At 64.7% G+C, this 26177-nt stretch carries 21 protein-coding genes, 1 tRNA gene, 1 pseudogene and 2 riboswitches; of the genes and pseudogenes, 7 read left to right on the top strand and 16 right to left on the bottom strand.

What is annotated here, in order from left to right:
• Nucleotides 1–101: 101 nt before the first annotated feature.
• From H1B27_RS23630 to H1B27_RS23615, 4 genes are all read right to left on the bottom strand, one after another.
• Nucleotides 102–989 (bottom strand): ABC transporter permease, encoded by an 888-nt coding sequence (locus H1B27_RS23630; RefSeq protein WP_197967678.1) that lies wholly within the window; start codon nucleotides 987–989, stop codon nucleotides 102–104.
• Nucleotides 990–1006: 17 nt separating this feature from the next.
• Nucleotides 1007–1948, bottom strand: a complete 942-nt coding sequence (locus H1B27_RS23625) for an ABC transporter permease (RefSeq protein ID WP_061882864.1) — start codon at nucleotides 1946–1948, stop codon at nucleotides 1007–1009.
• A 178-nt stretch (nucleotides 1949–2126) separates the two neighbouring features.
• On the bottom strand, nucleotides 2127–3428 hold the full coding sequence (locus H1B27_RS23620) for a D-amino acid dehydrogenase (RefSeq protein WP_197967677.1): 1302 nt from the start codon (nucleotides 3426–3428) through the stop codon (nucleotides 2127–2129).
• 67 nt (nucleotides 3429–3495) lie between these two features.
• Nucleotides 3496–3601: riboswitch (glycine riboswitch) on the bottom strand.
• A gap of 3 nt (nucleotides 3602–3604) precedes the next feature.
• Nucleotides 3605–3709, bottom strand: a riboswitch (glycine riboswitch).
• 180 nt (nucleotides 3710–3889) lie between these two features.
• Entirely contained in the window at nucleotides 3890–5020 is a 1131-nt protein-coding gene (locus tag H1B27_RS23615) for a M20/M25/M40 family metallo-hydrolase (RefSeq protein WP_061882862.1), read from the bottom strand.
• 269 nt (nucleotides 5021–5289) lie between these two features.
• On the opposite strand from H1B27_RS23615, the gene H1B27_RS23610 reads away from it, so the two are divergent.
• A complete protein-coding gene (locus H1B27_RS23610; protein ID WP_061882861.1) occupies nucleotides 5290–6897 on the top strand; it encodes an ABC transporter substrate-binding protein in 1608 nt (535 codons plus the stop codon).
• A gap of 276 nt (nucleotides 6898–7173) precedes the next feature.
• Here the strand turns inward: H1B27_RS23610 and H1B27_RS23605 are convergent, their stop codons facing one another.
• The 5 genes from H1B27_RS23605 to H1B27_RS23580 form a co-directional block, all read right to left on the bottom strand.
• On the bottom strand, nucleotides 7174–8424 hold the full coding sequence (locus H1B27_RS23605) for a multidrug effflux MFS transporter (protein ID WP_197967676.1): 1251 nt from the start codon (nucleotides 8422–8424) through the stop codon (nucleotides 7174–7176).
• Nucleotides 8425–8859: 435 nt separating this feature from the next.
• A complete protein-coding gene (locus H1B27_RS23595; protein ID WP_283817026.1) occupies nucleotides 8860–10173 on the bottom strand; it encodes an acyltransferase family protein in 1314 nt (437 codons plus the stop codon).
• Nucleotides 10174–10227: 54 nt separating this feature from the next.
• Nucleotides 10228–11925: a long-chain-fatty-acid--CoA ligase gene (locus H1B27_RS23590; protein ID WP_197967674.1), complete on the bottom strand. Its 1698-nt coding sequence runs from the start codon at nucleotides 11923–11925 to the stop codon at nucleotides 10228–10230.
• 162 nt (nucleotides 11926–12087) lie between these two features.
• Nucleotides 12088–12291, bottom strand: coding sequence for a DUF3551 domain-containing protein (locus tag H1B27_RS23585; RefSeq protein ID WP_245312232.1), 204 nt, complete (start codon nucleotides 12289–12291; stop codon nucleotides 12088–12090).
• 558 nt (nucleotides 12292–12849) lie between these two features.
• Nucleotides 12850–12938: transfer RNA gene (locus tag H1B27_RS23580), tRNA-Leu, on the bottom strand.
• 174 nt (nucleotides 12939–13112) lie between these two features.
• Between H1B27_RS23580 and H1B27_RS23575 the strand changes: the two genes are divergently transcribed.
• Nucleotides 13113–13529 (top strand): hypothetical protein, encoded by a 417-nt coding sequence (locus tag H1B27_RS23575; protein ID WP_061882857.1) that lies wholly within the window; start codon nucleotides 13113–13115, stop codon nucleotides 13527–13529.
• 33 nt (nucleotides 13530–13562) lie between these two features.
• On the opposite strand, the gene H1B27_RS23570 is transcribed toward H1B27_RS23575, so the two are convergent.
• Both H1B27_RS23570 and H1B27_RS23565 read right to left on the bottom strand, forming a co-directional pair.
• Nucleotides 13563–14765, bottom strand: coding sequence for an FAD-dependent monooxygenase (locus H1B27_RS23570; protein WP_061882856.1), 1203 nt, complete (start codon nucleotides 14763–14765; stop codon nucleotides 13563–13565).
• A 19-nt stretch (nucleotides 14766–14784) separates the two neighbouring features.
• Complete coding sequence (locus H1B27_RS23565; protein ID WP_008562814.1) at nucleotides 14785–15030, bottom strand: zinc-finger domain-containing protein; 246 nt, start codon at nucleotides 15028–15030, stop codon at nucleotides 14785–14787.
• Nucleotides 15031–15341: 311 nt separating this feature from the next.
• Between H1B27_RS23565 and H1B27_RS23560 the strand changes: the two genes are divergently transcribed.
• Both H1B27_RS23560 and H1B27_RS23555 read left to right on the top strand, forming a co-directional pair.
• Entirely contained in the window at nucleotides 15342–16478 is a 1137-nt protein-coding gene (locus H1B27_RS23560; RefSeq protein WP_197967673.1) for a hypothetical protein, read from the top strand.
• Nucleotides 16479–16594: 116 nt separating this feature from the next.
• Nucleotides 16595–17350 (top strand): alpha/beta fold hydrolase, encoded by a 756-nt coding sequence (locus tag H1B27_RS23555; protein WP_061883050.1) that lies wholly within the window; start codon nucleotides 16595–16597, stop codon nucleotides 17348–17350.
• A gap of 57 nt (nucleotides 17351–17407) precedes the next feature.
• On the opposite strand, the gene H1B27_RS23550 is transcribed toward H1B27_RS23555, so the two are convergent.
• The gene (locus tag H1B27_RS23550; RefSeq protein WP_197967672.1) at nucleotides 17408–18343 is read right to left on the bottom strand and encodes a LysR family transcriptional regulator; all 936 of its coding nucleotides are present in this window, start codon (nucleotides 18341–18343) and stop codon (nucleotides 17408–17410) included.
• Nucleotides 18344–18450: 107 nt separating this feature from the next.
• Here H1B27_RS23550 and H1B27_RS23545 point away from each other — a divergent pair, with 107 nt between their 5' ends.
• Entirely contained in the window at nucleotides 18451–18864 is a 414-nt protein-coding gene (locus tag H1B27_RS23545) for a hypothetical protein (RefSeq protein ID WP_197967671.1), read from the top strand.
• A 342-nt stretch (nucleotides 18865–19206) separates the two neighbouring features.
• On the opposite strand, the gene H1B27_RS23540 is transcribed toward H1B27_RS23545, so the two are convergent.
• Nucleotides 19207–20565: a hypothetical protein gene (locus H1B27_RS23540; RefSeq protein WP_197967670.1), complete on the bottom strand. Its 1359-nt coding sequence runs from the start codon at nucleotides 20563–20565 to the stop codon at nucleotides 19207–19209.
• A 279-nt stretch (nucleotides 20566–20844) separates the two neighbouring features.
• On the opposite strand from H1B27_RS23540, the gene cysE reads away from it, so the two are divergent.
• Both cysE and H1B27_RS23530 read left to right on the top strand, forming a co-directional pair.
• On the top strand, nucleotides 20845–21669 hold the full coding sequence (gene cysE, locus H1B27_RS23535; RefSeq protein ID WP_028180886.1) for a serine O-acetyltransferase: 825 nt from the start codon (nucleotides 20845–20847) through the stop codon (nucleotides 21667–21669).
• Between the two features lie 13 nt (nucleotides 21670–21682).
• A pseudogene (locus H1B27_RS23530) lies at nucleotides 21683–21898 on the top strand (DUF3126 family protein); the annotation flags it as partial.
• Between the two features lie 397 nt (nucleotides 21899–22295).
• On the opposite strand, the gene H1B27_RS23525 reads toward H1B27_RS23530, so the two are convergent.
• The 3 genes from H1B27_RS23525 to H1B27_RS23515 are packed head-to-tail and all read right to left on the bottom strand — an operon-like array spanning nucleotide 22296 to nucleotide 26043.
• A complete protein-coding gene (locus H1B27_RS23525; protein ID WP_197967669.1) occupies nucleotides 22296–23612 on the bottom strand; it encodes an FAD-dependent oxidoreductase in 1317 nt (438 codons plus the stop codon).
• The gene (locus tag H1B27_RS23520) at nucleotides 23609–23914 is read right to left on the bottom strand and encodes a ferredoxin family protein (protein ID WP_061882850.1); all 306 of its coding nucleotides are present in this window, start codon (nucleotides 23912–23914) and stop codon (nucleotides 23609–23611) included. Before H1B27_RS23520 ends, H1B27_RS23525 begins: the two co-directional genes overlap by 4 nt.
• Nucleotides 23915–23916: 2 nt before the next feature.
• Nucleotides 23917–26043, bottom strand: coding sequence for a molybdopterin-containing oxidoreductase family protein (locus tag H1B27_RS23515; RefSeq protein WP_197967668.1), 2127 nt, complete (start codon nucleotides 26041–26043; stop codon nucleotides 23917–23919).
• Between the last annotated feature and the right edge of the window lie 134 nt (nucleotides 26044–26177).

The raw sequence follows: 26177 nt of genomic DNA, 5'->3' as shown, positions 1-26177 counted from the left end.
AAAGTCGCGAGCCCGGAATCCATCGGGCCGCAGCACACGTGGTGAAATGGATTCCGGGCTCGCGCCAAGAGGCGCGCCCCGGAATGACAACGCTACTTGTTTCACTTCCCCTCCCGCTGCTTCATGCGCGGATCGAGTGCGTCGCGGGCGGCGTCGCCGATCAGGTTGATGCTGAGGATGGCGATCGAGAGCAAGAGGCCCGGCCAGAAGATCAGCGACGGCTTGATCTGGAAATACTGGCGGCCCTCGGCCATGATGTTGCCCCAGGTCGGCGTCTCCGGCGAGATGCCGGCGCCGAGGAAGGAGAGGATGGCCTCGGTCAGAATGGCGCTCGCGCAGACATAGGTGCCCTGGACGATCAGCGGTGCGATCGTGTTCGGCATCAGGTGGCGCCACATGATCTTCGGCAGGCTGGAGCCGACCGAGATCGCAGCCTCGACGTAAGGCTCCTCGCGCGCCGACAGCACGACCGAGCGCACCAGGCGCGCCACCCGCGGAATCTCAGGGATCGTGATCGCGATCAGCACGGTCCAGATGCTGGCGCCGGACAGCGACACCACGGCGATCGCGAGCAGGATGCTCGGCATCGCCATCAGGCCGTCCATGACGCGCATCAGCACGGAATCGACCAGCTTGAAGAAGCCGGAGACAAGGCCGATCGCGAGCCCGATGGCGATCGACAGAATCGCCGAGCCGATGCCGATCAGAAGCGAGATGCGGCCGCCATAGATCACGCGCGACAACAGGTCGCGGCCGTAGGCGTCGGTGCCGAGCAGGAACTGTGCGGAGGAGGGCTTGAGCCGCTGCGACGGCGCGAGCTGGATCGGATCATGCGGCGCGATCAGCGGCGCGAGGATCGAGACCACCACGACCAGCGTGAGCAGGACCGTCGCGGTCGCAATGATGGGCGTCGAGGTGAGGAATCCGAATCGCGGCCGCAGCGGCGACGTGATCGGGATGGACGACTGGGGAAGGGTATCGACTGACATTTGTTCTTATCCTTGCCTCAGTACCGGATCCGGGGATCGAGCAGGGTGTAGGCGACGTCGATGAGAAGATTGACGACGACATAGATCAGCGACGTCAGCAGGATCATCGCCTGGATCACCGGATAGTCGCGCGCCAGCACCGCATCAACGGTGAGGCGGCCGATGCCGGGGATGTTGAACACGCTCTCGGTGACGACGACGCCGGAGATCAGGAGGGCGAAGCCCGTGCCGATCACGGTGATCACGGGGACCGCGGCGTTGCGCAGCGCATGGCGCATCATCACCGCGACCTCGTTGATGCCTTTGGCGCGCGCGGTACGGACATAGTCCTCGCCGAGCACGTCGAGCATCGCCGCGCGCGTCATGCGCGCGATCAGGGCGATGTAGATGAAGGAGAGTGCGCAGGTCGGCAGGATGATGCGCTCGAAGAACGGCCCGAAGCCGTTGAAGATGCTGCGGAAGCCCTGGACCGGGACCCAGCGCAGCTCGATCGCGAAGACCTGGATCAGGAGATACCCGACCACGAACACCGGCACCGAGAAGCCGAGCACGGACAGGCCCATCACGAAACGGTCGATCCAGGTGCCGTGCTTCCAGGCCGCGATCACCCCCAGGGGCACGGCGACGATGACGGCGAGGATGATGGTCGACAGCGCGATCGAGATCGACGGCTCGACGCGCTGGCCGATCATCTTCATGACAGGCAGGTTGGAGATCAGCGAGGTCCCGAGGTCGCCGTGCAGCAGCTTGTTCACCCAGGTGATGAACTGCACGATCAGGGGCTCGTTCAGCCCGAGCGAGGCGCGGATGCGCTCGAGCCGTTCCGGTGTCGCGTTGTCGCCCGCGAGAATCGCGGCGGGATCGCCCGGCGTCAGCCGCAGAAGCAGGAACACGAACAGCGCGACGACGCCCATCACGGGCACCGCGGCCAGAACGCGGCGAATAAGATAACCCAGCATGCACTTATCTCCGGCTACGGAACGTGTGGAGCCCTGAGGCTCCCGTGAACTCTGACGTGTCTATCATGCCTATCACTTGGGCTGGAAAGGCCGCCCGGAGACGCAGTCCTCTTAGGGCAAATTGTGTGCCAAGGGCTGCGCCGTCGCAAGAGGCCGGCATGTCTCCGATATCGACCACTCAGGATGCACGTCGCAGTTCACGCTCAACCCCAAGTGAAGGTGCCGTCGGTGGAGCGTTGAGGCCGCGCCAGCCGTCGATGGTCTGGGCGATCATCTGCGCCGTCGCGGCCGACAGGGTCCAGCCGAGATGGCCGTGGCCCGTGTTGAAGAATACGCCCGGTATCCGCCCTGCGCGCACGACCGGCATCATGTTCGGCATCATCGGGCGCAGCCCGGCCCACGGCACGACGCGCGACGTTTCGACGGCGGGGAAGTTGTTGCGCACCCAGTCGATCAGCGGCTGCACGCGGTCGGCGCGGATGTCGCGATTGAAGTCGTTGAATTCGGCGGTGCCGGCGACGCGAAAACGATCGGCGCCGAGCCGGCTGGTGACGATCTTGGCGGCTTCGTCGAGCAGGCTCACCGTTGGGGTGGCGTTGCGACTTTCGACGGTGTCGAGCTGCACCGTGATCGAGTAGCCCTTCACCGGATAGACGTTGACGCGCTCGTCGAGCAGGGCGGCGAAGTGACGGCTCGCAACGCCAGCGCAGACCACGACGCCGTCGGCGTTCAGTGCGCCGCGCCCGGCCGCGACGGCATCGCTCGCGGCCAGATCGGCCCAGCCGATGACGAAGCCGCTACCGGCCCGCGCAATTGAATCGATGTTGGTTTCGTGAATGAAGGTCGCGCCACGCCGCTTGCAGGCTTCCGCCAGGCCGCGGGTGAACTTGTGGATATCTCCGGTCGCATCCGACGGCGTGTAGAAGCCGCCATAATAGTCCTTGCGCAGTGTCGGCTCGATGCTGCGGATTTCCTCCGGCGTCACCGGGCGGCGGTCGAGGCCGCCTTCCTGCAGCAGCGCGTTGACGCGCAGACCGGATTCGAAGCCGGCCTTGTCACGATAGATGTGGAGGATGCCGCGGCGTTCGAGATCGAAGTCGATCCCCTCGCGCGCCGCGATGTCGAACAGGTACCTGCGCGCTTCGATCGCGAGCCGCGTGGTCTCGATGGTGTTGGCGCGGTAGTTGCCGATGTTGGCGACGAACTCGCTCATCCAGGAATATTTGTGCCAGTTCGGCCGCGGGTTCATCAGCAGCGGCGCGTCGCGCCGAAACATCCAGCGCAAGCCCTTCAGGATCGTCGCCGTGCTGTTCCACACTTCGGCGTTCGATGCGGAGAGCTGCCCGCCGTTGGCGAAGGACGTCTCCATCGCGGCGTAGCGGTGCTTGTCGAGCACCGTCACCCTGTAGCCGCGTTCGAGCAGGGCATAGGCGGTCGTGACGCCGGTGATGCCGGCGCCGATGATGGCGATATGGGTCATGACTAGGTTCGGGGCTCCCGTGTTTAGAGTCGGCTAACCGCCGGCCAAAGGCCGTTGGCGGCGCCCCATCTGTCACGGTTACCTGAGAGCTTGATCCGCTGCGGATCTCGCAACGGACTATCCCCTTCGGTGGGCGTTACGATTGCCTGAAATCGCGCCGCCTCTCTCCAGATCGTCCTGACGAAACGGTCCTTTTGCCTGAGAGTTTCCGGGGCGGTTGCTCCGTCGGCGCCGCAACGAAAGCCGAAAGCCTTCGCCGCGATCTCTCCCGCATCATCGCGTGGACGGCCGAGCAGTACGATACGCCTCATTTTTAGACAAGGCTAAATTTCGACCGTGACTGCCGACGTATTGTGCATTGCGAAGTTCCTCGCAGTCATTCCGGGGCGCGCGTAGCGCGAACCCGGAATCTCGAGATTCCGGGTTCGATGCTATCGCATCGCCCCGGAATGACGGGCGGACTATTCCAGCGTCGCCAGCAATCCCGCCATCAGGCGCCCGCGCTCGACCAGGCTATCGACTTCGATGAACTCCTCCAGCGTGTGCCCGTTGCCGCCGCGAACGCCCAGGCCGTCGAGCGTGGGAATTCCCATCGCGCCGGTGAAGTTGCCGTCGGAGCCGCCGCCGGAGCTGGCATGCGGTAGTTCCGCGCCGAGCGATTTGGCGATGCCGCGCGCCTTCTCATAGAGCGCCATGGTGCCGGCATCCGGCTCCCAAACCGGACGCGTCACGCCGCGCGTGACCTTGAACGTGACGTCGTTGCTGGTGCCCGACAGCGCCAGCATCCTCTCGACACCGCGGTCGAGATCGGCCTGACGCTTGGCCATGGAGAGCGCTTCGCCGGTCGCGGTCGTTGCAACGCAATTGACCCATTGTCCGCCGTGGACGACGCCGACCGAGAAGGTACAGTCCTCCGTCGTCATCGCGTCGATCGCAAGGATCTGCCGCGCCATCTCTCGGATCGCCGAGCGTCCGGCCGACAACGTGGCGCCGGCGTGGCTCGGCCGTCCCGTCGCCTCGAGATTGAAGCGCGCGATGGCGTAGCGTCCGGTGGTGACGCCGTTGTCGGCGCGGCCGGGCTCCGGCACCAGCACGTATTTGTTGCGCGCCGCTTCCGCCTCGATGATGTCCCGCGTCGAAGGCGTGCCGACTTCCTCATCCGGCGTGAACAGCACGGTGATCGGCAGCGGTGTGGTGAAGGAGGCGCGCGCCAGTTGCCGGATCGCTTCCAGCGAGAGGTAATTGCCGCCCTTCATATCGTAGATGCCGGGGCCATAGCACTTGTTGCCCTCGCGCCGCCATTTCAGCTTCTCGATGGTGCCGACCGGATGAACGGTATCCATATGTCCGGCGATCAGGATGCCCGGCTCGCCCTGCTTGGGATGAGGAAACCGCGCGCGGATGACGCCGCCAAAGCCCTGGCGGCCGGCAATGCGCTCGATCGTCGCACCCATGATCGCCATATCCCGCGCCGCGATATCGAGCATGCGGTCCACGGCGCCTGCATCCCAGGTCGGACTCTCGCATTCGACCCAGCCGCGCAGGCCCTCGAGCATCGCCTCGGAATCAAAGGGAAGATTGGCAGGATTCATCTCAATGTCTCTCAAGCTTCGAAAGATGGAACGCGCATTGCATCGGCGCGGGGCAGGACAAGCGGAGGGTGTTGTAGAGCCAAACCGATCTTTGTGGAGCCCGTGCGCGCGCCGTGAGGGGCTGCGACGAAACCGGATTGACGCGCTCGGCACTGTCTGCAAGTCTCAAAAAGATAAAGGCATTGCATGAGGTTAGTTCGCCCAACGAATGAACCGCATGCTCAACCAATGACCTGCCTTTGAACAGTTTCACGTCAGGAGAACTTTCTATGTTCCACTTCATGCGCCGGGGGCGTCGCGCGTTCGCCTCCAAACTTGCGCTGTCGGTCGTCGCGCTTTCGACCGCGCTGGCCTCGCCAGTGCTTGCGGCCGGCAAGACCATTACGGCGGTGATGCATTCGGATCTGCGCATCATCGACCCGATCTTCACCACGGCCTATATCACGCGTGACCATGGCTACATGATTTATGACACGCTGGTGGCCCCGGATTCGAGCTTCAAGATCCAGCCGCAGATGGCGGACTGGAAGATCTCCGACGACAAGCTCACCTACACCTTCACGCTGCGCGACGGCCTGAAGTGGCATGACGGCGCGCCGGTGACGGCGGAAGACTGCGTCGCTTCGCTGAAGCGCTGGGCAGCGGTCGACGGCATGGGCCAGAAGCTCATGGACTTCACCGCGAGCATCGAGGCGACCGACGCCAAGACCATCACGCTGAAGCTGAAGGAGCCCTACGGTCTGGTGCTCGATTCCATCGGCAAGCCGTCCTCGCGCGTCGCCTTCATGATGCCGAAGCGTCTCGCCGAGACGCCGCCGGACAAGCAGATCCCGGAGCAGATCGGCTCGGGTCCCTTCAAGTTCGTGGCATCGGAATTCCAGCCCGGCGTGAAGGCGGTCTACGTCAAGAACACCGACTACGTGCCGCGCAAGGAGCCCGCAAGCTGGACCTCCGGCGGCAAGGTGGTGAAGGTGGATCGCGTCGAGTGGATCACCATGCCGGACTCGCAGACCGCAGTGAACGCGCTGCAGTCGGGCGACATCGATTTCATGGAGAACCTGCCGTATGACATGCTGCCGGTGCTGGAATCGAACAAGGAGCTCACGATCGAGGTCTCCAACAAGTTCGGTTTCCAGACGCTCGGCCGCATGAACTTCCTGCATCCGCCGTTCGACAACGTGAAGGTGCGGCGAGCTGCCCTGCTGGCGATGAACCAGAAGGACGTTCTCGATGCGCTCGTCGGCAACCCGAAATATCAGAAGATCTGCGGCGCCTTCTTCGTGTGCGATACGCCGCTCGCGACCGACGTCGGCGCCGAGACCCTCATCAAGGGCAACGGCATGGCTGCAGCCAAGAAGGCGCTTGCCGAGTCCGGCTACGACGGCACGCCGATCGTGATCATGGCGCCCGGCGACGTCACGACGCTCAAGGCGCAGCCGATCGTTGCGGCCCAGCTGCTGCGCGAGGCCGGATTCAAGGTCGACCTGCAGGCGACTGACTGGCAGACGGTGGTGAGCCGGCGCGCCAGCCAGAAGCCGCCGAAGGAGGGCGGCTGGAACATGTTCTTCACCAACTGGGTCGCGGCCGACGTCGCCAACCCGATCGCCAATCTCTCGATCGGCGGCCAGGGCAAGAAGGGCTGGTTCGGCTGGGCCGAAGACCCCAAGATCGAGCAGCTCAAGGACGCGTTCGTCCGCGCCCCCTCGCTCGACGCGCAGAAGAAGATCGCGGCCGAGATCCAGCAGGAGGCGTACGATCAGGTGATCTACATCCCGCTGGGGCAGTATCTCCTGCCGAGCGGCTGGCGCAAATCGCTGACCGGCCTGCTCGACGGTCCGGCGACGCCGCTGTTCTGGAACGTCAGCAAGTCGGAGTAGGCAACAGCGCCTCCGTCTGAAAAGCGAACGGCGCCGGGGGGAACCGCGGCGCCGTTTTCTATGACATGACTTCGGTCTGAATCAGCAGTGGCTGTCGCGCACCTGCTCCAGACCTTCACTTGCGAATGGCAGGCTTCGGTCCCGCCGCTCTTCGAACAGTTCCCGAGGAGCGGGCCGCTCGGTCTTCGACGCGGGCTGATCCGCTCTGCTCTCTTGTTCCATCTCGCCAATCCTCTCGATTGCTGCGGTACAACATCGATAGGTTCGGGAAGTTCCTCAAGCGACAGGGCGATGATGCGGCTTGAACAGCCGCCCTTTCTCCACCACCAGCACGATCGCGAGCGCGGCGAGGGTCGACAGGAAGAAGCCGACCGAGAAGGGCAGCAGCGTGCCGTCGAAGCTCTGCCCGATCGCCATGCCGACCACGATCCCGATCAGCGTCGTGATCGAGCCGTAAAGCGAGGAGGCGGTGCCGGCGATATGTCCCTGCGGCTCCATCGCGAGCGCAGTGAAGTTGGCGACCATCATGCCGAACGAGAACATCATCAGGGCGGAGAGCACCATGAACAAGGCGAGCGGCAGCACGCCGAGACTTTCCGTCAGCAGCATCACGCCGGCCACGACGGTGTAGAGCGTCAGCGCGCCGTGCGAGATCACGCGCATGCCGAGCCGTCCGACCAGCCTTGCATTGAGGAAGCCGGCAATGGCGACGCCGACCGCGACCGCCGCGAAAGCGAGCGGAAAGTAATGGCCGAGGCGATAGATGCCGGTGAAGATCTGCTGGGCGCAGAAGACGTAGGCGAATAGTGCGCCCATCACGCTGCCGGCGGCCGTGGCATAGCCGATGGTCTGGCGATGGGTCACGGTCTGCCGGAAGGCTGAGAGTATGTCGGCGGGCGCCAGCGACCGGCGCTCTGACTCGGGAAGGGTTTCTGGCAGCCGCAGCACGCACCATGCGAGCGCGAGGAGCCCGTAGAGCATCAGCACCACGAAGATGCCGCGCCACGCCGTCACCAGCAGCACCGCCTGTCCGAACGAGGGCGCGATCACGGGCACCGCGATGAACACCATCATGGCGAGCGACATCACGCTCGCCATGCGGCGGCCGACATAGCAGTCGCGCACGATCGAGGTCGCGATCACGCGCGTCGCCGCGGTGCCGAGGCCCTGAAGCGCGCGCGCCAGCAGCAGCGTCTCGAACGAGGGCGCTGCGACCGCCAGCACGCTCGCCACGGCATAGACCGCCATGCCGCCGAGCAGCACCGGCCGGCGGCCGAAGCGGTCCGACAGGGGGCCCATGACGAACTGGCCGACGCCGAAACCGATCAGGAAGGTCGACAGCACCAGCTGAAGATGGTTCGCGACGGGAATCTCGAAGGCGGCGCCGATGTTGGGCAGCGCCGGCAGCATCATGTCCATCGCAAGCGGATTGAGCGCCATGATGGCCGCGATCACGATGACGAATTCTGGAAAACCCATCGGGCGGTGTCCCGCGGACACCCAATCGTCGGCATTGACGTCAGACAAGAAGGTTACCCCTGAAATACAGGGGCGTTATCTACCCTCGATGCTGCATCGCACAACCCTCGTTTCGGGATGGCTGGCAGGCGGATCGGGGGCGGACAAGATTTGGCGAGAGCCGTCGGCGCCGACGGCAAAGGAGGTCAGCGGGTGCTGCGGGCCCGCTCGAACAGATCGAGCGCCAACTGTCCGGCGGCGGCATCGTGGATCAGCATCACGGTCGTGGCGCCGTCGAGCTGGATCACGAGCTGGCGCGCGAGTCGGACGAATTCGTACAGCGCGAACGCGCCTTGCAGGACGTCATGGATTTACCGCGCGGTCGTTTTCGGGCCGCGCACGGCCTGCGCGATCAGCTCCGTTGGTGCGGGCAGCCGGGGTCGAACCGGCACAGCGCTTTGCGCACCGAGGGATTCCTTGTTCGCTGCCGGCGCCGGGCGCTAGCTAGACTACGCCGCGCGACGCACCGATCCTGCTTGCGATGAGGCCGATGCCCACGAAAGCGAGCGTGAGACCCCACACGTTCAACCCAAAACTGCTATGTCCGCCAACTCCCTGTGCCGCAAGCAGCGAAAGGCCGGCGCCTGTCATGAATGCGCCGAGCACGTAGCGCCACGCGGGCGCCGGTGCGCCGTCGGTTGCGCGCGGCCGCTCAAAGCGTCCGAAGGCCGCAACAAGAGGAATGAGCGCCATCGCATTCGCTGCGAGCCAGGGGAACCGGGACCACCACCACTCAGAGCTTCCTGGCTCAAGCCGCAGACCGAAGCCACCGGCGAGATAGGCGACGAGGATCACAAGGGTGGTGGCCGTCAGGTGCCAGATGAACATCGTCATGATGTTGCTATTCATCACCACGGTGGCGGTCCACGCGACGCGGCCAGCCAGCCAGCGGCGCGCAGGTGCTTGCGCAGCAAGCAGCAACCCGCCTTGCATGATTGCGAGCGCTATCAGCGTGACCTTCGGCGGCGTCGTGGTGCTGATCGGATCGCCGGGGACGCCAATCATTGAGACAGGATAGGCCCCGTTCTGTACCAGTAAGAATAGCGTTGCAAAGCCCAGAACGGCACCGACAAGCAGCGTCCCGCGCGCGGAAAACCGCTCGTCGAGCCACGCATACCCGAGCATGAAGATCGCCGCCCAGACGAAGAGATAGTTGGCGAAACCAAGCCAACGCAAACCGACTGAAAAGTACATGACATCAATAGCGACCGCAGCAGCTGTCAAAGCCCAGAACGATCTCATACCAAATCGGGTCCACGCGCTTTCCATGGCTGGCACCAGCAGAGTAATTCCGATATACACCGCAAGGAACCAGATTGGTATGAACGCCGCCTGCGAACCATAGCTGATCAGCTCCGGCCGCACGCCGCGGGCGTACTCAATGGCAACGATCGCTACCCAAACCACGAGCAGTGGCAGGATTGGCCACACGAGACGGCGCAACCGGCCTTCAAGCCAGGCTGCATATGACTTGTGGTCCCGCCGCGCGGCACGCCAGCTGGTGCCGTTCGCGTATCCGCCGACCATAAAGAAAATCGGCATAACCTGCACGATCCATGTGAGCCAGGCGGTCCAGGGAACGACCGTCAGGATGTGGGATGTGGTCAACGTGTCGGCTGCGTCGAAATAGGGCGCGGCGGCCAGCCAGTGCCCGACGGTCACCATCAGCATCGACATAGCTCGTAGGAAATCGACGTAGCGGTTTCGGGACGGGGGCGTCCGGTCAGCAAGCTCGGCAGCACGGGACCAAGCTGCCATGATCGTTCTCCAACGTGGCGTTCAGCGTGTATGGCCAAGCGGACCGCGATCGCTTTATGCAGCCCGGGTGTCAATCGTCCGCGACTCCTCACGCAACTGCCGGCGCAAGATCTTGCCGACATTGGTCTGCGGCAGCTCGCTCCTGAACTCCACCAGCCGCGGGACCTTGTATGGCGTGAGCCGCGTCTGGCAGTAGGCGATCAGGTCCGCTTCGGTGAGGTTTGGATCATTCTTGACGACGAACAGCTTTACCGCCTCGCCGGAGCGTGGATCGGGGATGCCGATCACCCCGCATTCGCCCACTCCCGGGTGGCTCGAGACCACAGCCTCGACCTCGTTCGGATAGACCTTGAACCCGGAGACCGTGATCATGTCCTTCTTGCGATCGACGATCCGGGCCCGTCCGGTTTCGTCCATGATGCCGATATCACCGGTGAGGAAGAAGCCGTCGGGTGTCATGACGTTGGCCGTCTCATCCGGTCGTTTCCAGTAGCCCGCCATCACCTGCGGGCCGCGCGCGCAGATCTCGCCCGGCTGCCCAAGCGGCACCGCGTTGCTGTCGTCGTCACGAATCGAGATGTCCGTTGATGGCAAGGGCAGTCCTATGGTCCCGTCCCACGCCAGATCGAGCGGCGAACTGCACGTCAGGACCGGTGACGTCTCCGATAGGCCATAACCTTCCCACAGCGGCGCGCCCGTCGCCGTGAACCAACGGTCCGCTACCGCTTTCTGCACCGGCATGCCACCGCCGACAGCGCATTTGAGCATGCTCCAGTCGATCTTGCCGAAGTCAGGATGATTGAGCAGAGCGTTGTAAAGCGTGTTCACCGCGGGGAAATGGTTCACCTTGTACTTGGCAAGCTCGTTGATGAGGCTGGGAATATCGCGCGGGTTGGGGATGAGAATGCTTTGGCCGCCGGTACGGACGCCGAGCAGGAAACAGGCCGTCAACGCGAAGATGTGATAGAGCGGCAGCGCCGCCATGACGGTCAAACGATCGACCCTCGGCTCGTTCTCCAGCACCGGCTGCAGCCAGTTGTCGATCTGCAGCATGTTGGCGACCACGTTGCGATGCAACAGCATCGCGCCCTTGGGAATGCCCGTGGTCCCGCCGGTATATTGCAGGAATGCGAGATCGTCGGATCCAAGCTGCGGCTTTGTCAAGGTCATGCTCTTGCCGGCCGCGAGGGCAGCATTGAACGGCGTTGCGCCGGGAAGCGAATAAGCCGGCACCATCTTCCTCACCCACCGTACCGCCAGATTGACGATCGTGCCTTTGATCGTGCCGAGGAGGTCGCCCATGGAGGCAACGACGACATGCTTAATGCTGGTCTTGCCGATCGCTCGCTGCAGGACATGCGCAAAGTTCTCAAGCACAATAATGGCTTCGGCGCCGGCATCAGCGAGCTGAGCCTCGAGCTCGTGCGCCGTGTACAAGGGGTTAGTGTTCACCACAGTGAAGCCGGCACGCAGGACGGCGCAGGTCGCCACCGGATACTGCAGCACGTTCGGCATCATGATGGCGACGCGCGCCCCGATCGCCAGGTCTCTGCTCTGCAGCCAGGCGCCGAGGGCGCGCGACATCTCATCGGTTTCGCCGTAGGTCAACCCTTTGCCCATGCAGATGAAGGCCGTGCGCTCGCGATATCTGGCAAAGCTCTCTTCGAGCATCCCAACGAGCGATGCGTATCGCGACGGGTCGACCTCCGCCGAAACGCGCGGCGGATAGTGCTTGAGCCAGATGCGCTCCATGGCACTCCTTCTGACGGCCGGCAGATCACGCGAACCAGGTGATCAGACCTCTACAAGGATTCCTGACAGTCGCTCCCGGCGCGTCGCCAAAACGCGCGGTCGCGACTGGTTCCGCCATCCTTGCCATCACGCGAACAGGCCGTTTGTCCTTCTGCCACGGGGCTACGTTCGCCGATGAGCGGCGTAGCGTGGATTAAGGCCACAATGCGCGTTAGTTCCCGACGCCGCCACCAGGCATTGTTGACGGGTGGCGAACTGACAATTTCCAGGAAAACCCCATCCGCGACCTTGTAGACAGTACCGGTCGTTCGAAGCAGCTTGAGCATGCGCCATGGATGAGATCCCTATGACGGTGATGAGGGTCATCAGGCCGAGGATAAAACGCATCTTGATACACTCACTATGGACCAGACCGTACACGCACTTCACGCGATCCTGCAGATCAAACGTTGAACCCGCATCCTGTGCTTTAGCTTCGGACGGATTGTTTCCCATTCCGAGCGATCCGCGCAGACTAGCCGGCAACTCACCGCCGTGACATCCGATAAAACCCGCAAATGGGGTCCGGTTTCTCCCGATCACTGATAAGTCGCGCCAGTCGCCGCTAAGGACCGGGGGGTGCGGATGGGTTATCATCGGCACAGCGGGCAGGTTCGGAGGCGGTTTCTACATATACGATGGCGACGCTTCAGCCTTCGTGCGAATTCAGCTGAATTCATCAAAAGCCCGCCAGTGGATCGGACGACGCGATACGATGAGGATCCGAGCGCAGCTGCCGGTATTACGGCGACAGTGCACTCAATTGATTGGAGCATCTATCGCTGAAAGGCGCGCGGCCCGGGATCGCCGGATTGCTTGGGCCCGATCTTTTGCTGCACGCCTGACCAGCACCTCCATGCGCCAGTCGTTCAGCGCCTAAAAAGATGGTGCGGGCAGCCGGGGTCGAACCGGCACAGCGCTTGCGCACCGAGGGATTTTAAGTCCCTTGCGTCTACCAATTCCGCCATGCCCGCTTGATCCAACGGGATCAATCACTTAAGTCCATCTCCGGCCATCTGGAATTGGCGCGTTGGGGACGCGGAGGGACGGTTCTTCCTTAAGCGAGCCGGACGCACAAGGCAAAGCCTCAATCCGGACATCTGTTGTTGCTTTAGGCATTCTCAATCCACGGGGACTATTCATCCGGCATGGCTGCTTCGTTTTCCTCTTCGCTGCGCGGCTGTGGCGCGCTCCTCGTGCTGCTTGTCGCCGGCGCCGCGCTCTCCGGCTGCGCCGGCATGAGCGAGACGATCGCACCGGCCTTTGCCGATCCCGCAAGATACGAATTGTACGACTGCAAGCAGCTGCAGACCGAGCGCAAGGCGCTCGCCAAGCGCACTGCCGATCTGCAGAGGCTGATGGAGAAGGCCGAGACGGGGGCAGGTGGCGCGGTCGTGTCCGAGCTTGCCTATCGCAACGACTATATTGCCGTCCGCGGGCAGTCGCAGTTGGCGGAGGAGGCTTGGCGCCGCAACAAGTGCCGGGAGATGCCTGAGGCGACGCCGCCTGCGGCGGAGCCGCCATCACCCGCTGGCAGGCCTGCTTCGATATCCGGAAAAAGGTGATCTGCTGAGGCGTCCCGCGGACCGCGCTTCGCATCAGGGACGCCAACTGTAGATCCAGTCCTGCCGCGCCAGCATGCGCTCCGGGCCGAGCGCGCGGATCGCAAGGTCGCGTGCGAGCGCGAGCGGCCCGCCGAGATGATAGATCCTGCCCTGCTGCCGCGCGGTCCGTTGCACCCGAAGGACCCGCGCCTGGCGGGCACGGCCGTATTGAGTCAGCGCGGCGGCGATGTCCGTGGTGCTCTCGGCGGCCTCAGGGCTCAAATGCCGGGCGAGCACGGCGGCATCCTCGATCGCCATTCCGGCGCCCTGGGCTGCAAAGGGCAGCATCGCATGCACGGCGTCGCCGAGCAGCGCCACCGGGCCCTTGCTCCAGGGGCAGCCGTCGGGCACGCCGAACAGCGCCCATTTCCGCCAGCTGTCGACCGGGGCGAGCATCATCCGCGCCGGCGGCGGCCAGCGCGGGGCGGCAAAGGCGTCCATCACCTCGACAGGATCGCCGGGCGTGCTCCAGCCCGGCCGGTTCCAGGTGCCGGGCAGCACCGCGACCACGTTGATCTGGCGTCCGCCGGCAATCGGATAGGCGACCAGATGCGCGTTTGGGCCCATCCAGAGCTGCACCCGGCGCGCGGCATAGTCTTTCGGCAGTTGCGCGGCATCGAGCGTGCCGCGCCAGGCGATCAGCCCGGAGAAGCGCGGTTGCACCTCGGGGAACAGATGCTGGCGGACCGTCGACCAGATGCCGTCGGCGCCGATCAGGGCGCTCGCGAGATCGCTGCGGCGGATCGTGCCGCTGCGATGGACGACGGTGAGGCCCTTGGCGTGGGGCGCGACGTCCTCGAAGGTTGCACCCAGCTTCAGGTCGATGTCGGGATGATCGGCGACAGCGCCTGCCAGCGCGGATTGGAGGTCGGCGCGGTGCACCACCCAATACGGAGCGCCGGCCCGCGCCGACGCTGCCTCGCCGAGCGGCATGCGCAAGAGCTCGCCGCCGGCGCGCGCGCTCATGATCGAGACCGCTTCCGGGGTTACCGCGCGCGCCTTGAGGCGTTCGGTCAGGCCGAGCTCGACCAGGACGCGGCTGGCATTGGGGGAGAGCTGCAGGCCGGCGCCGACTTCCTCGAGCCGCTCGGCCTTTTCCAGCACGACGATGCGGAAGCCGCGGGCCGCGAGCGCAAGCGCGGCCGTCAGGCCGCCGATACCGGCACCGGCGATGACAATCGTTCGGGAGAGCGCCACCCCTGACCGACGGAAGCGGTCAGGCCACCTTGTCCTTCAGGACGCATTCCGGCGGGCGGGCTTCGCCCGGCTTCAGGTCGGCCGCGAAGCGGTACAGCGTCGAGCAATAGGGGCAGATGATCTCGTTGTCGTTGCCGAGGTCGAGGAAGACGTGCGGATGATCGAACGGAGGGTTGGCGCCCACACACATGAACTCTTGCGAGCCGATCTCGATGACGGGAACACCGGCATCGTTATGGAAGTGCGGGACGACATGGTCGGACATCGTAACTCATCCTGGAGTGGCAATGGCGGCAGACACAATCAAGAACTGACGCGGCCTCTTTGAGGCGCCGCGGACCATACTTGCGGGTACAGATGATTGCTAGTCCAGTGGAACCGAAAGGTTCGCAATTGCCCCATGCTCATTTGCTCATGCAAATTCGACACAATCTTGGGGCCTGAGAGAAGCCCTTCTTTCGTCGGGGACGTTGTGTCGCAATTTTGGCAAACTATCTCTATGGACGACTGCAAGTTGCGACGAAGGACGAAATCGTCAGGCGCAAGCGACCCGAAGGGACCATCCAGGCTTTCCGCATGAAGTGGCTGCGAATCAGCACAGCGTTGACCGGTATCGCGGCGTGCAGCTTCATGCTCGTGCAGGTCGCGCCGCATGCCCGCGAGGCCGGCGCGATCCTCGCTGCCCAGGATGATCCCTCTGCGCTGTCGGAGCTGAAGCTCGATGCGCTGCTGCGGGGGAACGAGCGGCTGGTTCAGGACAATATCGAGGCGGCGCTCGCCGCCGGCGATGCCGATCTCGCCGACAGTTTCGTCGCGCTGGCACGCGATCGCAACATCGCGCTTCCCGACGACCTCCTGAACCGCGTCAGCGACGCCGTCGAGGCGGAGAACTCCACCTCGCATTTCGCCAAACGATTTGCCACCGGTCTCGTCACCGGCAACGCCGACGACGTCGCGAGCCTGTCGGGAACGGTGGCGGGCGATCTGTTCGTGTTCGGCGACATCAGGGACGTGGTGCGCGAGGGCAAGCATCTTGCCATGGGCGAGGACACCGATCGTCTCGTGCTCGCCCTTGCAGCTGCCGGCCTTGCGGTGACGGCGGCAACCTACGTGTCCGTCGGCGGTGCCGCGCCGGTGCGCGCCGGACTGACGCTGGTGAAGGATGCGCGCAAAGTCGGTCGGCTCGGCGAGGGACTTGCCGCATGGGCCGGCCGGTCGGCGCGCGAGGTCGTCGACACGCCGGCGCTCCGGAATGCGGTGGTATCAGGCTCGGTGCTGCGCCCTGGCCAGACCGTGAGCGCGATCAAGGCCGCGTTCCGGGCCGAGAAGGCCGGTGCGCTGGTCCGGCTCGGCAAGGACGTCACGCGCGTCGTCGAAAAGACCGGCACGCGCGGTGCGATGGACACCTTGCGCATGGCCGAGGGTCCCAAGGACGTCGCGCGCGCGGCGCGGCTGGCGGAAGCGCAGGGCGGCAAGACGCGCGCGATCATGAAGCTTCTGGGCCGTGGCGCGCTGCTGCTCATTGGCGGCGCGTTCGATCTGGCGCTCTGGCTGCTCAGTGCGGCGCTGACGCTGTTCGGCCTTCTGTCCTCCATCAAGGCGACGACCGAGCGCCTGACCCAGGCCTGGTGCGATCGCAGGCGGGCGCGGCGGTTTCGCCGGGCGCAGATCGCGGCTGACGCCGCTCTGGCCAGCGCGGGCACCACGGCCTGAAGTGCGACGCGCTCCAGGCTATTGTTTGAGCATGATGTTGCCGGAAAACCGCTGCACACTTTTCCGGATCATGCTCTAAGATCGACCCATCCCCACAAGACCCCACGGAACTGATGATGCCGAGCTTTCACAACGGCGCCGTTGAAATTGCCTATCTCGACGAAGGCGAGGGCGATCCGATCGTCCTGGTGCACGGCTTTGCCTCCAGCAAGAACGTGAACTGGGTCTATCCGACTTGGGTTTCGGAGCTGCGCAAGAATGGCCGCCGCGTGATTGCGCTCGACAATCGCGGCCACGGCGAAAGCGCGAAGCTGTACGAGCCCGAACAGTACTCGATCCCGACCATGGCCGGCGACGTGCTCGCGCTGATGGATCATCTCGCCATCCCACGGGCCGACATCATGGGCTATTCGATGGGGGGACGGATGACGGCGTGGCTCTCGCTCAACGAGCCGCAGCGCCTGCGCTCGGCGATCCTCGGCGGCATCGGCATCGGCGGCCTTATCGAGGGCACAGGGCCCGGCGAGAACGTGGCGAAAGCACTGGAAGCGCCGGAGCTCGAGGACGTCACCGATCCCGTCGGCCGCACGTTTCGCGCGTTTGCCGATCAGACCCGCTCCGACCGCCGTGCGCTCGCCGCCTGCCTGCGCGGTACGCGCGATCTCATGACGAGGCAGCAAGCTGCGCGCATCGAGGTGCCGGTCCTGATCGCGGTCGGCAGCGCCGACGACGTCGCGGGAAGTGCCAGCGCGCTCGGCGCGATCATTCCCGGTTCGGAAGTGCTCGACATTCCCAATCGCGACCACATGCGTGCGGTCGGCGACAAGGTCTACAAGACCGGCGTGCTCGATTTCCTTTCCCGCCGCGGCTGAGCCGGCAAAGGGCCAAGATAGTTTCCTGGCGCCTCAATTTCGGTGACGACCGCTGCTTCACACCGCCTTGTCGCTGAACGCGGCGGGAAGCGTGCTGAGGAACGACATGACGCGCTGTGTGCGCAGGGGCGGGCGGCGGCCGGAGGTGCGCAGCATCCATAGGGGTTCCGCAGGCGCGCGCCAGGGCGCCAGCACTTCGACCAGCCGGCCGGTGCGAAGGTCTTCGCCAACGAGCCACGCTGGCCCCCAGCCGACCCCGAACCCATTCGCGATCAAAGCAAGCGACGCATGCGCGTCGTCGCAAATATGCTTGGGCTTGGGCGTGACGCGAATGGGGGCTTTGTCGCGCGGGTCGGCGAAGCGCCAGGTCAGGATCTGACCGCTTGCGGGATTGCGGAAGCCGACGTGGTCGTGCGCGGAAAGCTCAAAGGGAGTGGCCGGCGCGCCGCGCGCCTTCAGATAGGCGGGGGAGGCGCAGGCGATCCAGGAGAACGTGCAAAGCCGCCGCGCTTGGTGGCCGGGCGCGCGGTCGAGCGGCCCCGAGCGGATCGCGATGTCGACGCCTTCCGCCGCGAGATCGAGAATCTCGTTGCGGAATTTGACCTCGATCTCGATTTCCGGCCGTTCCCGCAGGAACGCGGGCAGTCGCGGCAGGATGCAGGCGCGCGCGAACGAGGCGGGGGCGGTCACGCGTACCCGTCCGCCATCGTCGCGCGCGACGTCGCCGAGCGCGGATTGGACACGGGCGAGACTTTCGACCAACGCGCGTCCCGCCGTCATCAGCCTGTCGCCCTCGTCGGTCAGCGCCAACGAATGGGTGGAGCGATGCAAGAGCCGCAGCCCGTGAGCCTTCTCGAAGCGGGCGACCGCCTTGGACATCGCCGAGGTGGTCGTCCCCGCCCGCCGCGCGGCTTCGGCAAAGGAGCCCGCCTCGACGACGCGGACGAAGGCGAGGAGGCGCGAGAGGTCGGGAGGCAAAGTCGTTGTGGACATGGAGTCCACATAGTCATGGCTCTCCAGTCACTACAAGGGCCGTTCCCGAACGACTAATTAGGGAGCGTCGGCGCGCATTCTGCGGCGCTGGAAACGCGGGAAGTCCCATGAACCCCATCGAAATCACTCTGCAAGCCCTCGACGCCGCCGAGCGGGCGATTCCATCCGGCCAGCCGGTCTATATGCTCAATCTGCTGCGCTACCGCGCGCGGGCGCGCTACGAGGACGGATTCGACGCCGCGCCCTGCTCGGGCCGCGAAGCCTTCAATGAACGCTACAGGCCGGCATTCCGGCGTCTGGCGGCCGGTAAGCCGCTCGTGCGGGTGTTTTCCGTTCCGGTCCTGGCGAACCTCGTCGGCTCGCCAGGCGAACGCTGGGACGAAGCGGCGATCAATGAATACGGCGATTTCGCCACCTTCCGCTCGATCGTGGAAACCGAGACCTACCGGCGCGACGTCGCTCCGCACCGGCACGCGGCGCTCGAGGATTTCCGGCTGTTCGCGCTCGCCAAGGCGGTGTGAAATTACGGCGACCGTTCTGGACTGCCCCCCTGAAGTGAGACACGATAATTACAGTGACAGGCATTTCGAGGATGACCTGTGGCAGGACGAGAAAAAGCAGCGGGAAGCGCGCCTGCGGCCATCCTTCGAGACGCCCGCCTCCGGCGGGCCCTCGGGATGAGGACGGAATGTGCAGCAGCAGTTTCAGAGCACACCGCTCTGGCGAAGCCTCGTCTTGAGGAGACCGCAAAGCGGTCGTCTCGAAAGACGAGGCGCTTGCTCAGGCCGTCCGAAAAGTCATACGCGATAACCCTGCGCAAGTGGGAGAGGGGGCGTATCTCGTTGTCGCGATCAAACCAAAATTCATCCCGCTTTGGCATCCTCGCCAAACCGCCGCGCCACCGCCATCAGCACCACGAAAGTCGCAACCCACACCATCCGCGCGCCGTAGCGGTCGTGGGGCCCTGAGATCACGCCGCAAATGAAGGCGTTGCCGAGCAAGGCCAGCGTCACCGTCGCGGCCAGTAGCGTCAGGTCGTCCAGCCGGCGCTTCGCCAGCGCATGTGCGAGCAACCAAACCAGCCCCAGCATCGAGGCCAGCGCGACGGGGACATGCAGCCAGTTGACGTAAACGAAATCGATGTCCCAGTGCTGCTGCCGCGCCGCCCGCATCGGCGCGACCTGTGCGGGGATGTAGCGCTCGATGATGCCGTAGGTGTGCGGGATCCAGCCATTGGTGCCTTCGCCGGTCGCCACATGCAGCAATTGCTGTCCCATCGCGCGCAACGCCGCGCCGGCTTGCCAGGCCGGATAGTCCGCGAGCGAATGCACGACGATGTAGCCCATCTCCTCGTTCATTCCTTCGAAGCGGCCGAGCGTGTTGAACATGCTCTTGCCCCACAGGAATTCGTCGGCGCTCGCCGGCAGCTCGTTGCGATAGGGGCAGAGCTTGTAGCGTTCGCGCGGGCAATGGTCGTTGAGATAGCGCGCAACGATGCCATCCTGCAGCATGCGGCCGAAGGCGACGCCATAGCCGCCGGGCGTCCAGGCCAACTTGCCGGACAATGCATAATTCGCCGACACCAGCATCAGGCCGCCCGCAACGATGCTGAGGCTCGCCTGTGTCAATCCGGCGAGCGGAAGCCGCTTGCCCACCAACGGCCGCGCCATCCAGCCGGCGGCGCAGAGACCGAGCAGCACGCCGAGCGTCGCGCTGTGGGTCGCCGCCGCAAAGGCGGTGAAGGCGAACAGCGCGATCTTTTCGAGCCGCGACGTGCGCTGTCCTCCGATGACCAGCAGGAACAGCGACAGCACCGAGAGTCCTGCAAAGATGTCGGTGAGCAGCAGGCTCGCAAGCCAGGGCAGCGCGGTCGACAGGATCAGGCCGAGGCTGATCGCGACGAAGCGGAAGGTCTGCATCATCGAGAGCACGCGAAGGGTGAGCTGCAGCAGCCACAGCGTCGCCAGCGACTGGACCGCGAGATTGATCCAGAAGCCGAAACTCTCGCCATAATGCAGATAGAGGCCGAACACCGTGGAGCGGCTGGGGACGAGATAGCCCTCGTACCAGCGCGCCAGATAGCCGCCGGTATCCCATTGCAACAGCGGATAGCCGTTCCAGAACGCCGGCGCGATCATCAGGAGGGGCAGGGCCGCCGCCGCGAGCCGAAGCCAAAACGTATCAGCGGCGCGTGCGCGCAATTGATCGGTGGTGATGGTCAAATCGGTTCCGTGCCCCTCGTTCGGACCTCGCCTGCAATAGCGGCTCGGAGAGAATTCACCAATAGTTTGATGCCGCCCCGCTTGAATTTGGCAGAACTCTGACCACCTTGAGCCGACCTAGCCGCCTGGGGGCGTCAGAAGAAATGCTTGTGTTTCAAAGCCTTAGCGTGCCCCGCGGGGCAAGGTGCTGTTCACTCCTGAGGCAAGCCCGTCAGGACTTTGTCGCCTGGACTGTGCTATACAGCCGGTAAAAGAGGCCAATTCGAGAGAGCAAATCGCATGGCAGTGCATCAGGTCAATCCGGGAGGAAAGCTCGCATCGCTCGATCCGATCTGGGATCGGATCCGGGGCGAGGCGGAGGACATCGTCCACCGCGAGCCCGAGCTTGCGACCTTCATCTATTCGACGGTGCTGCACCACAGCCGCCTCGAAGACTCCGTGGTCCATCGCGTCGCCGATCGCCTCGATCACTCCGCGCTGTCGGGCGATCTGGTGCGCCAGACCTTTGACGAAGCGCTGCGTGACGATCCCGATCTCGGCAACGCCTTCCGTGCCGATCTCGTCGCCGTCTACGATCGCGATCCCGCGACCTCGCGCTTCATCGATCCCTTGCTCTACTTCAAGGGCTTCCACGCCATCCAGACTCATCGCCTCGCGCACTGGCTCTATCTGAAGGGCCGCAAGGACTTCGCGTATTATCTGCAGAGCCGCGCTTCCGCGGTGTTCCAGACCGACATCAATCCCGCCGCGCGCATCGGCCGCGGCATCTTCCTCGACCACGCCACCGGCTTCGTCTGCGGCGAGACCGCGGTGATCGAGGACGACGTCTCGATCCTGCACGGCGTCACGCTCGGCGGCACCGGCAAGGAGAATGAAGATCGTCATCCGAAGATCCGTCACGGTGTCCTGATCGGCGCCGGTGCGAAGATCCTCGGCAACATCGAGATCGGCCACTGCGCCCGCATCGCCGCCGGCTCGGTCGTGGTCAAGCCGGTGCCGCACAACGTCACGGTCGCGGGCGTGCCCGCCAAGATCGTCGGCGAAGCCGGCTGCGCCGAGCCTTCGCGCACCATGGATCAGATGATCAACGCCATGGGGCTGTAAGACGGACTTTGATGACGTCAAGGAAGTAAGGAAGCTCGACGCGTATCTGAAGCGCGTATTCGGCAATCCCAAGATCCGCGTCGTGCCGCGGCCGAAGAAGGACGATTCCGCCGAAGTCTATATCGGCGAGGAGTTCATCGGTGTGCTCTTCGTCGACGACGAGGACGATGATCGCTCGTTCCAGTTCCAGATGGCCATCCTCGAGGACGATCTCGTCGATCAGGAGTAGCTGTTGGTACGCCGTCGTCGCGAGCGGAGCTGAGTCTTCGCCATGCGCGGCGTTCTCTCGTGTCCCGGACGTACCGCAACGCCCCATAGCGCGTCGAGGACGCGCGTAAACGCGCTTACGGCGTTGCGGTGCAGAGCCGGGACTCAGGAAGCCGCACGACGCATCTCCGCAACATAGGCCCCGGCTCAGCAGCGCACCGTCACTGGACGATGCTTCGCATCGCCAGGGAGACGCTGCGCTGCGTCCGGGGCACGCATCGACGATCGAGCTGAGCTCGCTCCCCATCGTCATTGCGAGCGCAGCGAAGCAATCCAGGAATTTTTCCGCGCAGAGATTCTGGATTGCTCCGCTGCGCTCGCATGATGCCGTTAGCTTCGCGGCGGTGCACGGTTCTCCGTCACGCGCGCACGGCCGCGAGCATGTCGGGAATCGTGACAAACTTCTCCCGGGGCTTGCCGAGCGCGGCTCCCCTGCGCTTTTCGGCCGCGTCGATCGTGGCCCAATCCGGATAGCTCACGATGCGTGCGCCGCGGCCGGTTAGGCGCGCAAGCAGTGCGTCAGGCGTATCCGAGCGCGGCCGTCGATGGGTGATATCCGCCAGGACCGCCTCTGCGGTCGCGATCCCGCAGCCGCGATTGGTGCCGATCGTGCCGTTCGGCCCGCGCTTGCTCCATCCGCAGACATAGAGGCCCTCGATCACCGAACCATCGGCTGCGACGCGTCCGTCGATGTTCGCATGCACGCCGCGATGCGCGTCATAGGGAACCCCAGCCACCGGCGTGGTCTTCCGGCCGACGCTGCTGAGCGAGAGGCCGCATGCGATGTCCTCGACAGCGCCCGATTCCTGCTTGAACGCGATGGCCTCCAGGCGGTCTCGTCCGCGGAGCGCGACGGGTGACAGACGAAATCGAAGAACGCAGCGCCGCGGCTTCGTCACGGCGGCCTGCGAGAACGCGCGCAGCAACGACAATTTTTCGGTCAGCTCCGGATCGTCGGGAGATGGCGGCTCGAATTCATCGGAGCTGACGTTGCGCATGTCGACGCATGTATCGCATGTGTTGAGTTCGAGAAAGTCACGCAATTCCTTTGCGGTGAATCTGGTTTGCGCCGGTCCGCTGCGGCCGACGACGTGGATTTCGCGGATCCGGCTCTCGGCCAGCGCCTCGAGCGCGTGGCGTGCGATGTCGGTCCGGCGCAGCTCGTCCGCAGTCTTGGCGAGGATGCGCGCCACGTCGAGAGCGACGTTGCCATGGCCGATGACGATCGCGGTCTCATGATGAAGATCGATCCGCAGATCCGCAAACTGCGGATGCCCGTTGTACCACGCGACGAAATCGCCCGCCGTGTGGCTGCCCGGGAGTGCTTCGCCCGGGATGTCGAGCGCCCGGCTCAGTTCCGCGCCCGTTGCCAGCACGACGGCGTCATAGGCCTTGCGCAGCTCGTCGATCGAGACGTCGTCTCCGATGGTCACGCCGCCGATGAAGCGAAACCCGGGCATGGTGGCGATCCGGTCGAAGGCCGTTGTGACCTGCTTGAGCTTCGGATGGTCGGGGGCCACGCCGAACCGCACCAGCCCGTACGGTACCGGGAGCCGCTCGAACATGTCGACCGTCAAGGGCACGCCCGAGCGCAACAGGGCCTCGGTGGTGTAGAAGCCGCTCGGTCCGCTACCGACGACGGCGATGCGGTTTTCGTTTGCGACGGACCCCGTCATCGGCCCAGCGCCCGCCTGCGTTCATCGGCCCCCGGCAGGGCCGGCAGGCGCGCACTGATGACGGGAGTTTCGGTCGCGCGCTTGCGGTTGACGTCGATCCAGTACTTCTTGTCCGCGGCGAGGCGATAGTCGGGCTCGATCGCGCCGACCGGGCAAGCCGGTGCGCAGCCACCGCAATCGATGCAGTTTTCCGGATCGATGTAGGTCATGGCGTCGTCGACGTGGAAACACTCCACGGGACAGACGGTCACGCATTCGGTGTATCGGCAGCCGCGGCAATTGTCGGTGACCACATATGTCATCGTCAGGCCCCGCTGACCTGAACGAGGATGTCCGAGAATGTCGGGGCACGTCCGAGGTCGGCGAAGGCGGGAGGCGTCAGCACGTGAACCGTCGCGCCCCGGCGATTGGACCGCTGCCAGTAGCCGGACGGAGCCACCACCACGCCCGGCATGACGTCGGCCGAAACGGTCGCGAACGCCTCGAACGCGCCACGGTCGTTGAACACGCGAATCGGCGCGCCCGCGACGATGCCACGCTGTGCCGCATCGTCCGGATTGAGCAGCACCGCCTGCTCCTCGCCCGCCTGCGCGGTCTGGGCCGGCAGGTTGCCGTAGTTCGAATTCAGGAAGGCGTGGCTCTTCGGCGAGATCAGGCTGAGCGGATAGCGCGTTGCGAGCACGGGCGCGGTGCGCGGGTTCTCGTTCGGCGGGATGTAGTGGGGCAGGGGATCGACCGGCGCGGCATCCTGGTCGCCATTGTAGCCCTGGCGGAACAGCGGCACCACGAAGTTGCCGCCGCCGGCGATCGTCGACTTGAATTCGCACTTCCCCGATGCGGTCGGAAAATTACCCTCGCGGTGCGGCGCCCAGTCGGCCGGCGCGGGCATGTTGAGGCGCGCATAGCCCTTGGCCTTGACGTCGTCGAGCGTGATGCCTGCGAGCACCGGGCTGCTCCAGTCGAGGGAGGCCTCGATGATCTCGTCGTCGCTCCGGAAGAAGGAGGGATCGGTGATGCCCATCGCGCGCGCGAGCCGGCGGAACAGCTCGGTATTGGACACGGCCTCGCCGAGCGGCGCGATCGCCTGGTTGTTGTACGACAGATAGAGATGCCCCCAGGAGAACATGATGTCCTTCTGCTCGAGCTGGGTGGTCGCGGGCAGAACGATGTCGGCGTATTTCGCGGTGTCGGTCAGGAAGTGCTCGCTGACGACGGTGAAGAGATCCTCGCGTTCCAATCCCTTTTCGAGCTTGCCTTGCTCGGTCACCATCGCCATTGGATTGGCATTGTAGACGAACAGCGCCTTGATCGGCGGATCGAAGCCGAGTTCGCCCGTCAGCGCAGCTCCAAGGCGCCAGGAATTGAGCACGCGCATCTTCTCCGGCTGGAGATCGGGACGCATCAGCACGTCCCATCGGACCGGGAACGCCCAGATCGGGAGCTGGAGCAGCCCGCCGCCGACGTGCTTCCAGGCGCCGATCAGTCCCGGAAGACAGGCGATCGCGCGCACGGTCTGACCGCCGCCGGCATGCCGCTCGACCGCGACGCCGATGCGGACGACGGCCGGAGGTGTCGTCGCATATTCCCGCGCGAGCTTGAGGATGTCGTCGACGGGAATGCCGGTTTCCTGCGAGGCGAATTCGGGTGTGTAGCTGGACGCCCGTTCGGCCAGCTCGTCGTAGCCCACGGTGTATTTGTCGATATAGTCGCGATCGACCAGATTCTCCTTGATGATGACGTGGATCATCGCGAGCGCCAGCGCAGCGTCGGTGCCGGGACGGATCGGAATATGCCAGTCGGCAAGGCGTGCGGTGCGAGTGCGGACCGGATCGATCACCACGAGCTTGGCACCGGCCTTTTTCGCCTGCTCGATGAACGGCCAGTGATGCGAGTTCGTGCTCAGCGTGTTGCAGGCCCACAGGATGATGTACTTCGAGTGCACGAAGCTCTCGGGATCGACGCCCGGCGTGTGCCCGATCGTCATCATGTACGCGGTGCAAGAGCCGGAATCGCAGAAGGTGCGCTCCAGAACGGTCGCGCCGAGCTTGTTGAAGAGGGGATCGCCGACGTTCAGCCCGTTGATGACGCCCTGCGTGCCCAGATAGCTGTAGGGCAGGATCGCCTGCGCGCCGTGCTCGGCAATGACGGATGTCCAGCGCGCCGCGATGGTCGCGACCGCTTCCTCCCAGGAGACCCGCTGGAACTGCCTGGTGCCCTTCGGTCCGACGCGTTTGAGTGGATACAGGACGCGCTTGTCGCTGTAGACGCGCTCCTCGTAGTTGTTGACCTTGACGCAAAGCCGTCCGCGCGTGAACGGATGATCGGGATTGCCGCGGACGGCGATGGCTTTGCCATCCTCGACCGTGGTCAGGATGGAACAGGTGTCCGGGCAATCGTGGGGGCACGCGCCGATGACCGTGGTCCTTGCCATGGATCTCTCCGCTTCCTGATTTCAAGACGACCAAGGATGCGGCGGCCGGGCGCAGTCTGGCTTTTCAAAATGTGCGGTGTTGTTGTCCCGGACTGCTCGGGGCCGGTGGACGCACCGCCGGATCTCTGGCATGG

The sequence above is a fragment of the Bradyrhizobium diversitatis genome (genome assembly GCF_016031635.1).
Lineage (GTDB): Bacteria > Pseudomonadota > Alphaproteobacteria > Rhizobiales > Xanthobacteraceae > Bradyrhizobium > Bradyrhizobium diversitatis.
This window is presented reverse-complemented; position numbering and strand designations above follow the sequence as displayed.